5 protein-coding genes are annotated in these 11943 nt (G+C 56.4%); 1 reads left to right on the top strand and 4 read right to left on the bottom strand.

Translation table 11 applies throughout. From position 1 onward, the window contains the following. Positions 1 to 150 precede the first annotated feature (150 nt). Positions 151 to 5868, top strand: coding sequence for an AAA family ATPase (locus HEQ60_RS06530; protein ID WP_168070759.1), 5718 nt, complete (start codon positions 151 to 153; stop codon positions 5866 to 5868). A gap of 47 nt (positions 5869 to 5915) precedes the next feature. On the opposite strand, the gene HEQ60_RS06535 is transcribed toward HEQ60_RS06530, so the two are convergent. The 4 genes from HEQ60_RS06535 to pseB all read right to left on the bottom strand — a co-directional run bounded on the left by HEQ60_RS06535 (position 5916) and on the right by pseB (position 11833). Next, positions 5916 to 7046 (bottom strand): hypothetical protein, encoded by a 1131-nt coding sequence (locus HEQ60_RS06535; RefSeq protein WP_168070761.1) that lies wholly within the window; start codon positions 7044 to 7046, stop codon positions 5916 to 5918. A gap of 357 nt (positions 7047 to 7403) precedes the next feature. Next, positions 7404 to 9527: a UDP-2,4-diacetamido-2,4,6-trideoxy-beta-L-altropyranose hydrolase gene (gene pseG, locus HEQ60_RS06540; RefSeq protein ID WP_168070763.1), complete on the bottom strand. Its 2124-nt coding sequence runs from the start codon at positions 9525 to 9527 to the stop codon at positions 7404 to 7406. After that, on the bottom strand, positions 9527 to 10744 hold the full coding sequence (gene pseC, locus HEQ60_RS06545) for a UDP-4-amino-4,6-dideoxy-N-acetyl-beta-L-altrosamine transaminase (RefSeq protein ID WP_168070765.1): 1218 nt from the start codon (positions 10742 to 10744) through the stop codon (positions 9527 to 9529). The genes pseG and pseC overlap by 1 nt, the downstream gene beginning before the upstream one ends. Positions 10745 to 10768: 24 nt before the next feature. Beyond that, a complete protein-coding gene (gene pseB / locus HEQ60_RS06550; RefSeq protein ID WP_168070767.1) occupies positions 10769 to 11833 on the bottom strand; it encodes a UDP-N-acetylglucosamine 4,6-dehydratase (inverting) in 1065 nt (354 codons plus the stop codon). Positions 11834 to 11943: the final 110 nt, after the last annotated feature.

An 11943-nucleotide genomic window follows, 5' to 3' on the forward strand; every position in this document is an offset into this window, starting at 1 on the left:
AAAAGTAAAAGCCCTTTTTATGGTCATGCCATTGCATGTCCCTGTCGTCAATATTTGCGCATAATCCGTTAATGGCGAGTGATTGTGACACGTTATCCTGCCATTGTGTATGATCGCTTCTTGATATCCAGCCGGGGAGTCCGGTTTTCTATGCGCCTTATTAGTGGTTACACTTTGGAATCATGCCTCCATGCTGGACGTATACATACAGTATGGCGCGGTCGGCGTGATAGTGATGCCCTTGCTGTTGTAGTTAAATATATCAACACCGGCCTGCCGTCCCTGGATGCCGTCGAGCGTTTGCACCGCGAGTATCGGCTTCTTGTCCGTTTGGGGGGGACTGTAACGCCCCCGGCTGTCGATTTTCTGGAAGATCAGGCTGGCGTTGTTCTCGTTATGGCCGATACCGGTGCCCGGACATTGGCAACCGAGATCTCGCGTGGTCCTTTTGACCGTACGACATTCATTGATACATCGATCGGGCTTGTGCGTGCGCTGTCGTATCTGCATGCGGCAGGCCTTCTGCATCGCAATGTGTCAACCGTCAATGTCCTTCTTGATCATGATGGTACCGTACGCCTGGCTGACCTGGATGCGGTTCTGGACCGGACGGATCCGGCGACATTTCCCTTGCCTCCCGAACTGCCGCAAATGCGTTCTGTGCATGGTGAAGGTCGCGGGCCTGTCCGTCCGGATGATTTCCGTAATGACTACTATGCGCTCGGTTGCGTTCTTTTTGAGATGCTGACGGGGAACCCGGTGCGCTCCGGCTCTTCGTCGGTTCAGGTTGCCTTGCGCAGTCCGGGTATTTCACGGTCGTTGGCCGCTATTGTACTCAAGTTGCTGGCTCCGGCACCCGAGGACCGATACCAGAGTCTGGTTGGTCTGGAGGCTGACCTTCTGGCATGCCGGACATCTTCTGCTTCCCCTGTGTCTGCTACGGATACGGCATCGCGTGCGGGAGGGTTCCACCCCGGTCGCTTTGATCGTTTTGAACGGTTTGCCCAGCCCAGTCGCTTGTATGGACGATCACGCGAAATCACGATGCTACGCCGCTGTCGCGATAATGTTCTTAATGGCGAGGGTGGTTTTGTCATGGTCTGCGGACCGGCCGGGATTGGTAAGACAACCTTGGTAAATGAGGTATTCCCGCTTTCCGGTCATTTGATGGCTGTCATACTTGCCCGCTTTGGTGGACGCGAGAGCCGGTCACCCCATGGTGTTCTGGCAGAGGCCTTCTCGGAGTTTGTTGCTGCTCTGCTGGGGGGCGGAGAGTCTGATTTGCATGCGGCCCGCGCCCGTCTTGAGGCTTTGCCAGCGGATTATCTCGGGGTTTTGCTGGATCTGGTGCCTGACCTTGCCTTGATTGTTGGTCGCCGTCCTTTGCCTGATCCTCTTCCGCTCCGTGAGAACCAGGCGCGGTTGTTCCGTTCTGTTCTACGTTTCCTGCAGGCTGTTTCTGGTCCATCCAGACCTCTGGTTCTGGTCATGGACGATTTGCATGAAGCGGATTCCTCCAGTATCGCCTTGGTGCGCTATATTCTGGTCGAGGGTGACCTGCGCCATTTACTGGTTGTTGTCGCGTGGCAGGAAGATGCGGTGGGTGCCAATCATCCTGTTTCATCCTTGTTGCGTCGCAGTGACCGTAACGGCAGCATGCCACCTCTTGTGGCGCTTGGCGCCTTGTCGGTTGATCATGTCGTTGCCCTGCTGACAGATATGTTTGGGGGTGCTCCATCAGGTATAGAGGAGCTGGCCAACCTTCTTATTGTCCACAGCGGGGGGAATCCATTCTGGATTCACACGCTGTTGCGTATCTTGAATGACCAAGGGAAAATTATACTGGACCGTACCACATGGACGTGGTCTTGGGATGGTGCTGTTCTTGGCGAATACCTGTCTGCTCACGATCCCCGCGATGCCCTGCATCAGGCCATTGATGATCTTGGTGCAGAGTGTTGCAAGATTTTGATAACGGCGGCGTGCCTTGGATCTTTTGTATCCATGGATCTTTTGACCCGGGTTGTACACCTTGCTCCCGCTGTTATTCTCGAGCGTCTTGGTATTGCCCTGGAGCGTGGCGTCCTGCTTTTGCCTCATGCTCCTGTTCCTGATCCGGATGGCGTTCATGGTGTTCCCTATCTGATATTCAGTCACCACCTTGTTCGTGATGCCGTTGTTTCCCTGATGTCGGAAGAGGAGCAGGCGCTTCATCACCAGATGATTGGTTTGACCCTGTGTCAGGAACTGGGTACGGATGCTCCCTCTGTTCTTTTATTTACAGCGCTGGATCATGTGCGTGCCGGCCATATAGAGCCGGATGACCCCCGGCTTGGGGGGCGTCTGGCCGAGCTGGAGCACGAGGCAGCCCGGCGTGCTGCTGCCTTGGCTGCCTATGCTGTGGCTTATGATCATGCCGTCTCTGGTATCGACAGTCTTGGACCGGATCCGTGGCAGTCTTACCCTATTCTGGCCCATGATCTTTTTCTTGCGCAAGCGGAGTCAGCTTGTGCACTGGATTTCAGGGACAGTCTGCAACACGCGGCGGATGCCTTGCTTGCCGGGACAGGAGATGTCGCGGCGGCAGCACCGGCTCTGGAGTACCGTATTTTTTCCCTTGCTGCAGAAGGCAACCGGGCAGAAGCTATGGCTGTTGCCGTTTCTGCTCTTGCTTCCATGGGCCTGAATGTTCGGCCGGATAGCAGCTGGTTTGGCCGTGTGCTGACCAAGATTCGACTGTCTTGGCTTCTTCCTCGTTTGATGGCGACAGAACCCCGTGCAAATTCTGATGCCAGTCGCTCACTGGATGCTGCCGTGGGGCTTCTGTTTACAGCAGCAACGGCTTGTTTCCCATCCGGGCCATCCCTGTCTCCGCGGGCTGTTACCGTGCTTGTCCGGCTTGCGCTGGACAGTGGGACGCCGGGATCTCTTGCTGCCGCACATGCATCGGCAGTTATGCAGGTTGCCAGCGAGGGGCGTATCCGCCTGGCTGAAAGTCTGGCCCGTCGTACAATCCGCTTTATTGCCTCCCTGCCCTCGGGGATGATGCGGGTTCGGGCCGAGCTGGCTGCGCGTTGCCTCGGGCTGCATTGGGGAGAGAACTTGCATGCAGCCCGCGATGCGTTGCGTGCCTGTGCTGCCGAGGCAGGCCGTATCGGAGACGATGGCTCCGTTGTCATGGCCATGGGGCTTTCTGTTGAGCTGGCTTTCTATAATGGTGGATCTTTGCCCCAGCTGGCTTCTGAAACCGCAGGAACCCTTGATTTCTGCCAGCGTACGGGAAGCCGTGACTTTCGCCCCTGGTTGATGACGGTTCAGCGTACCTGCCGTCTCTTGATGCAGGACAGCCTTGTATCTGCCGATCTTCCCGGGCTTCTTGAGGAGGAACGTGCCTTTCTGGAGCGTCTTTTCAATTCGGCTCATCCTGCGTTGGCAGGGGGGGCAGGTATTGTTGTGCTGTTTCTTGCAGTCATCTGTGGCGAATATGGTCATGCCCTGGAGTTTGCGCGTCGTATTGCGGCCGTTGCACGCCGTATCGAGGGGACACTATCTGTTGCCATTTATGACTGGCTCTACATTCTGACGATTCTGAACAGTCGCAGTGTTAGCGAATCCGAACGGCGTCTGGCACTGCGGCGCTTCTTGCCCCTGATGCAGGAGCGGGCCGATATCGGTCCGGTGAACCATCTGCAACGATTGTTGCTGGTCGAGGCCGAAGTTGCCCGCGTATCGTTCCGCCTGACAGTGGCCGAGGGCCTGTATGCCAAAGCCTTCCAGACAGCAGCAGATAACGGTATTTATGCTGACGAAATCCTGATTTGCCTTATGGCGGCATCCTTTCATGATGGGCAACGCCAGTCCCGTATTGCCTTGTCATGGCGGCGCCAAGCTCTGGATGTAGCACGCAGTTGGGGAGCGGAGGGACTGGTATCCCTTTTGCGCAGCCGTTGGGTTGATTTGCGTGATGATGTGGGAGAGCGTCCTGGACGGCCGGTCAAAACATCCCGTGAGGGAGGTCTTGATCTTGCGGCAGCCATGCGGGCTGCGCGTGTTATTTCCGGCGAGCTTCAGCGATCGGTCCTGCTGGAGAATATTCTGCGGATTACAATGGGTGCTGCAAGTGCCAGCCGTGGGTTGTTATTCCTGAGGGGAGGCGATGGCTGGGCTATCGAGGCTGAAAGTGATGCCTCAACAGCGCGGGTGGATAGTATCCGGCGACCGGTTGCTGTAACTGGGGATCCGGGGCAGAATGATGTTGCGATGCTGTTCAGTCCGGCTGTTTTTGCCTTGGCGGAGAGCACAGGTGAACCCGTGCTGCTGGATGATGCGACGAAAACGGGTCCGTTCGTTCTGGATCCCTATATCAGTCATACCCAGACACGTTCCTTGCTGTGCATGCCCCTCTCAAAAGGTGGAGCACCCGGTGGAATGCTGTGGCTGGAGCATGCCCGGACCGCTGGCCTTTTTACACCGGCCCGGATGGAGTTCTTGCACTATCTTGCAGCACAGGCTGTTGTTGCCCTGGAGAATGCAAGGCTTTACCAGCACCTGTCCGCCCTGAACAGTGATCTTGAGACCCAAGTGGCCGAACTGGCCAGAACGCTTGGTCGCCAGAGCCGGTTGGTGGATGCAACCCTGGAATCCATACCCGATGCGTTGATTGCCTGCGATCCTGAAGGACGACTGGTGGCCTGGAACCGCCGGGCCTGTGATTTGTTCCGTATTCCACCGGGTTTGCGACGACGGGGGACACCCCTGTCATCTGTTATGGAAGCTGCCGTTGCTCCGGGTTCTGCGGATGCGGATGCGGTGCGTCTTCTGGAGAGGGGGGGGCGCCCGCAGGGTGACGGGGGCCCGGAGATGGAGAGTGCTGACCTTGTTTTTGCTGATGGGCGGATACTACGGGTCCGGCGGCAGGTGATGCCTGGCGGGGGAGAGGTCCTGATTTTCAGGGAAGTCACCGGCGAGCTGAAGCGCGAGCAGGAACTGGAAACGGCACGCACTGCAGCAGAGCGTGCCTTATCTGATTTGCGCAGCGCCCGCCACGACCTGATCCAGGCAGAAAAGATGGCATCCCTGGGTGAACTGGTGGCCGGCGTTTCCCACGAGATCAATACCCCGGTTGGTGTGACCCTGACTGCCGCTTCTTTTTTGATGGAGCGGGCCAATGTGATCAACCGCCAAATGGCATCAGGGGTGTTGCGCAAATCCGAGTTCGAACAGTTTGTGGCGCAGGCCACGGAAACGACGTCCCTGATGGTGGCAAATATCCAGCGGGCGGCAGATCTGATCAACAGCTTCAAACAGATTGCTGTCGATCGGAGCGGGGGTGAAAAAACGCGCTTCCGGTTGTCGAATTATATCAATGATGTCTTGCGTAGTTTCGGGCCCATGCTGCGTAAGGCCGGCCATCGTCTTGAGGTTTCTTGCCCCCCGGATCTGGAGATTGTCAGTTGGCCGGGAGCCTTGTCCCAGATTTTATCCAATTTTGTGACAAATGCCGTCATGCACGCTTATGACGAAGGGCAGAAAGGCGTCCTGTCCGTCAGTGTCCGTCCTATTGCCGGAGGTATGCTGGAACTGGTGTTTGCCGATGATGGAAAGGGAGTATCTGGAGAAGTGAGGGACCGTATGTTCGATCCCTTTTTTACAACCCGTCGTGGCTCCGGAGGGTCAGGGTTGGGTCTGAACATTGTGTTCAATCTGGTGACCGGTGTCCTTGGGGGAACGATAACGGTGGACTCCGAGCCTGGAAAAGGAACCCGCCTTGTTATTACCATGCCGGTTGAACCGGAAGGAGCAACGCAAAGTGGTCCTTTGGCCGCCCTGACTGTTACAAACCAATGGCCGCCACGTTTTCAGGACTGATCAGGCGGCAATCCGGATTTTGCTTTTGAGCAAGGGCGGGACTATGCCTAGATGGAGACTTTGAGGATCGTGTCAAAAATCTTTGCGTTCCGGATTTTTTTCTTGAGAAGGAGGGGGTTGTCCCGGATTTTGAGGATCGAGGCATAGGTTTGTGAGAGCCGTTCGCTTTGCATCACAGAGCGCAGCAGAACTTGGGCCTTCAGGGATTCCTCGCTTTTCAGTTTCTCGATTTCCGCTGCCTGGGCTTCTGCAGTCTTGATGTTATCGGCATCAATCGATGCGATGGCTGCTTTTGCCCTTTGTGCGTAGAACTCAGCGGTAATTTTCATGCTTTCAATGCGGGTCTTTTGTACGGCGATGGTGCCCCGCGCAGTCTCGATGTCTTTCAGTGCACGCGCACGCCCGTCCTCGGTTGCCAAGTCTTCGTAGAACCATGAGTCAGCAACGTCAAGCCCGCTGCGTTTCAGCGTAAAGCCAGTCATTGTCTGCGGTGATGCGGTACTGGCTCCGATTGTGAAGTCTACAGTTCCATCGGTATTGATTGCGTCCAAGCGCGCACCACCAGTCAGGAGCCCTGAATTCTTGGTTGCCTTCCCATCCACATACTCTATTAAAGAATTTGATGCTCTGTCCGCTTCCCACCGAATATTATCCTTTTCGAGGGAGAAGCGTGTGGAAAGATCCCGTCCATATTCAGTCTGTTCGCCCTCAGTGATTCCGGTCCTGTAGATCAGGCCACCGCTCTGGCTGTCCAGCAGTGGGGTTCGCCCCCGTGCACTGGTAATGGAGACGTCCATGGAGCGGATATAAGACTGAAGGGTTTGTGCATAGGCTTTTAGATTCTCGGGTTTCTCAACAGAATCAGCCGTTGCCTTCTGGACGACGTACTTCATCTGGGGCAGCGTGTTGGCAATATCGGTTAGGGCCTGAAGTGCATAGTCAATCTTGTCAACGGCACCCCGCACGCTGTCTTCGGTACGTGCCCATTTTGCCCGATCGAGACCTTTTGCCGATACCGATGCGGCATAACGATCGCCGATCATGGCCGCCTTGGCATTCAGCTGATTTTGTATGGTTTCCTGAAGCTTGGCTGTTACAACCAAAGACTTGTTGAACGTATTGACGGCGGTCAAGACGTTGGGTGTTGGCATTCTGCGTAGTTGGGTCAGATCTACCATAAGTTGCCAAGCCCTTTTCTCAGAAACTTCTGACGGCAACACTGCCAGAAAAGCCTTACGGAAAGCTTTCCAAGCACAGCTTACATAGTGCGTGCTTTGTCATGGAGAGTCATCTGCAAAGAGAAGCAAGGTGTTTCACCATTTCCCTGCGTTGCTTTTTCTCGTTGTCCAACAAGGGGGAAGGGGTACGGATTGCTTCCGGAAGACTCGTGTCAGATGTCAAAATATGTCTGTTCTGAAACGAATCGCTGGCTATGGAGTCCCTTGCCGTTTTCAAGGGGTGGTTGGAGCAGTCTTGTGCCCGATTCGTTTTGCAAGATGGGTGCCGCAGGCTATATCCGGGAGGCGGGGATATGTTCATGGCGATGGCTCCTGTACAAACAGGTTGTCGGCCCGGGGCGTGTATCCGGCCTGTATCAGTATAGTGCCCGGGACTGTGTTTTTACGGACAAACAACCTTTCCTGCGGGGCCAGGCGGCGGGTCAGGATCAGGGCAGCTTCGATCACATCTGCAGTCTCTGTTTCCAAGGATACTGTAAGCAGCATTGCGGGTGCTTTTGCATTCTCATCATCGTTGCCCGCGTTGTCAGATATGTGTTCCAGTGTTAGTGATCCGGCCTTCTGACCATCAACCCGGATATCGGATACGAGATGATCGCGCCTTTGCGCCTTCTGCGTTGCCGCTTGGGCTGGATGGAGTGTGATGGAAGATCCCGTCGGGGTGAGGACTGGAAGCAGAGCGCACATGGCCCGGAACAAGCCACGTCCGTCACACAGGGATGATGCTGTTTGCGCCATTGCAGCCCGCTTGCCCGGATTATGGATCAGGGCTTGTATCGCCCTCTCCAGGTCATCAATCTGGAGATCATGCCGGGATCCCAGATCCAGCGCGGCCCGGTGCTCTGACAATAATGCGCTCGTTTCTTTCTGATTGTCGGCAATCTGGATCAGTATGGACGGCAGGCCAAGACAACACCGTTCAAAGGCGCTGACGCCTCCGGCGCCAATGGCCATGTCAGCCTCGAGCAGTAATGCGGGTATATTGTCCGCATCAATGTGAAGCTGTGCGGGGGGATCACATTGAGCGGCGGCGGCCCTGATGGCTTCCAGCCATGGTGAACCCGAGCCGATGACAACATCAATGCTCAGGTCACGGACTGTTGTACGCAGAACATCCAAAACCAGGGATGTTGTATTATCCGGGTCTGTCAGGCCGAATGAGATCAAAATTCTTTCAACAGGTTGCATGCGCTGGCGCCGTTCCAGTGCTTTGTGACGTAGTGCCAGGAATGCGGGATTGAGGATTGCCCACTCCGGGCCACACAGCCACGGCCCTGGCCCCGCCGGGGGCAGGGGAATGGCAGACAGGACAGCACCGGAGTGTGGGCGCCCCGGGAGGTCATCAAGGCTCAGGATCATTCTTGCCCAGCCGTACAGGCTTTGTTCCCACGTGGCATCCAGGTCATAGTGATCGACAACAAGAAGGTCGCAGCCATCGGGCATCCAGTGACGCAGGGCATCGGGGTTCATGACTGAATCACCCGATAATTCAAGGGTTCCCGGTGGTTTGGTCCGGCCTGTTGCCTCAAAGCTGCCTGTTGCAGCGGCAAAATGACAGGACCAGCCCAGGGCTGTCAGCCCTTGGCTGAGATTCAGGCAGCGCATCAGGTGCCCCCCTCCGCGCCTTGGATCGGCATCACACCGGATGATTGCCGTCTTGCCTGAACGTAGGGCATCTGCCCGCAGCGACTTTTTCAGCCCTTCCAGACGATCATGTCCGGCATTGATGGATGCCAGTTCGGGATACCGATGCATGATGGCTGCCGGTACGGACCAACTGAAACGGTTTTCATCCACAGGCATCTTGGAAAAAAGAGTGCGCAGAAAAACCAGATCATCCGGGGTATCAAGAGTCCAGCGCCACAAGCATTCCGGCTCGCCCGGGCCGGGCAGGATTGCCGTGCGCGCAGCCGGATGGTTACGGATAAAGGGACCAACATGTTCCCGCTCGCTGGGGCGACGGGCTTCCCTGTGGGCACGGTCAAGCCATTGCAGGGTAAACGCCTCTGCCTCCAGCCCGTGAGGCCACAGGGGAGGAGCCGCATTACAGGCATAATCGATATCGGTCGTAACCAGTGCCAGAACCTGTCCATTGACCGACGGGTCTGTCAGCGGGCAATCGCTGGTGACCCTGAGAATGATATCAGCGCCGAAGGCGTGAGCTGCGCCGTGAAACCGCGACAGGACGTCATCGCGCGATCCCCTCCACACGGGAAAGCCAAGGCGGGTTGCTTCCTGTACAACGGGTTCATCGGTTTGTTCGTCGGGGATTGCCACCACAACCTGGTTTACCCCGGGCGTTGCGGCACATCGTTCCAGGACATGCGCCAGAACAGTCTTTCCTGCCAGGTTTTCCAGTACCTTCCCCGGTAAACGGGATGATGTCATCCGGGCCTGGACAATGCAGACTGTTCTTGTCATCAAACCTGCAACTCCGGCAGGGACTGCAGGGTATCGACAACGCGGTCGACCTGATCGACGGTCATCCCCGGGAACAGGGGTAATGACAGTGCGCGGCGATAATATTCCATGGCACCCGGTAGTTCAGCCCATGGACTATGCTGGCGATAATAGGGTTGTGTATGCACCGGGATATAATGAACCTGGGTTCCTATCCCTGCCTTGTGCAGTGCGTCCATGACGTGTGCACGGCTGGTCCCGGCAGCGTCAAAGTCGATCAGGGCAACAAAAAGATGCCACCCGGTTTGTGGGCGGTGCAGGTTCTTCAGTGGACGGATCCGGGGAGCCATGGGAGCAAGTCGCTCGTGGTAGCGAGCGACTTGGGCCGCCCTGCTTTCCAGGAACCGGTCCAGCTTGCCAAGCTGGCTTAGGCCAAGGGCGCACTGGATATCCGTAATACGGTAATTCGGGCCGATATCCTGCAGTTCATAGTACCATGGATTGGCGTGTTCTTCGGTAAAACCCATATCCCTGTTCATGAAAGCAGAGGGTTCCCGCGTGATGCCATGACTGCGCAGGCGCTGCAGCGTTTGCCCCAGATCGGGGTCTGCGGTGGTGACGGCTCCCCCTTCGCCGGTGGTAATTGTTTTGACGGGATGGAACGAGAAGCAGGTCATGTGTGCCGTGCTTTGGTCACTTCCGACCGGAATGCCCCCTGGTTCCTGCGATCCCAGTGCATGGGCGGCATCGACCACCACGGCGCAGCTGGCGCTGCTGGCAATATCAACCAGAACCGGAACATCGGCGCTTTGTCCGGCAAAATGGACGGGCAGGACAACGCGGGGAACCAATCCGTCGGAGCGGGCCCGGAACAGGGCGGCTTCCAGGTCGCAATCCCGCATCAGGCCTGTGTCTGGATCGACGTCGGAGAATACAACGTGCAGACCGATAAAACGGGCCACATTGGCCGTGGCTGCAAAGGTAATGCTGGGAACAATCGCGGCATCCCGCTTTCCCGGTTGCAGGTTCAGTGCCAGGAGTGCCAGGTGTAGGGCTGCTGTGCCACTGGAGCAGGCGACGACAGAAGACGCCCCGATACGCTGCCCCAGCGCGTGCTCGAAGTGTGTGACAACCGGCCCGGTTGTGATCAGGTCACCACGCAGGACCTGCACGACAGATTCGATATCATCCTCGTCAATAAGTTGGCGCCCATAGGGCAGGAACGGTTCCAGACTCATGATGTCGCTCCGGCACGGTGCTCCCTACGATGTGGAAAGAAGATGGCGTTTGTCAGGAAATTTGCTGTGAACAGCAGCCAGAAAAGTGTCCCGGTCAATCCACTCGTTATTTTTGTCTGATGTATAGGAGAAGGACTCATCAACCGGTGTCGCTCCGGAAAATTCCCGGCGCGGGGTGTCTGAGTGCGTCGGTACCGGCAATAAAATATAGCGGTCCGGCAGCTCGAGCGTAGACCGGGCATCATCCAGGGGGATCATGGCTTCGTGCAGTTTTTCGCCCGGTCGTATGCCAACGGTGCGCAATGTCAGGTTAGGAGCCATCCATTTTGCAATATCAACAACACGGGCGCTGGGAATTTTTGGAACAAAGACTTCGCTGTCCTGCATCATGGCCAAGCTGGACAGGACGAAATCCACGCCTTGTTCCAGGGAAATCCAGAACCGGGTCATCCGCTCGTCCGTTACGGGCAGGCTGTCGACGCCTTGCGCCATCAAGTCCAGGAAGAAAGGGACCACGCTGCCCCGTGATCCCAGAACGTTGCCATAACGGACAACGCAAAAGCGGGGAGAGCCGCCCGCAATGTGGCGTGCTGCAACAAAGATTTTGTCTGAAGCCAGTTTGCTGGCCCCATACAAGTTGATGGGATTGGCAGCCTTGTCAGTAGACAGTGCAACAACCTTTTTCACGCCAGCCCGGATGGCAGCGTATACAACGTTCTCGGCCCCTATGATGTTGGTATGGACGCATTCTATCGGATTGTATTCGGCTGCTGGAACCTGTTTCAGGGCGGCGGCATGAATGACGTAATCAATGTTCCGCATGGCAAATTCCAGGCGCATGCGGTCGCGTACATCACCCAGAAAATAACGCATGCAGCGGTGTGTTTCCGGTCGGAAGACAGCCGCCATTTCACTTTGCTTCAGTTCATCGCGGGAGAAGACAACCAGGCGTCTGGGGCGGTAGCGGTCCAGGACCGTGCGTACAAACTGCTGGCCAAAAGACCCGGTTCCCCCGGTTACCAGAATGGAAGCGCCGTCCAGATCGGGTGACGGAGAGTCGAACCGGCGGATGGGAACTGGGTCGTGCATAAGATTTCCCCCTGTTAATGACAATCGGGAAACAATGGTGATTGATAAAATTCCCTGTCGGTACTGTACACGGAATCCGATGCAGATGATGTTTGTTTTTATATTTCATA

Origin of the sequence: Haematospirillum sp. H1815 (assembly GCF_012102705.1) — a bacterium.
GTDB lineage: Bacteria > Pseudomonadota > Alphaproteobacteria > Rhodospirillales > Rhodospirillaceae > Haematospirillum.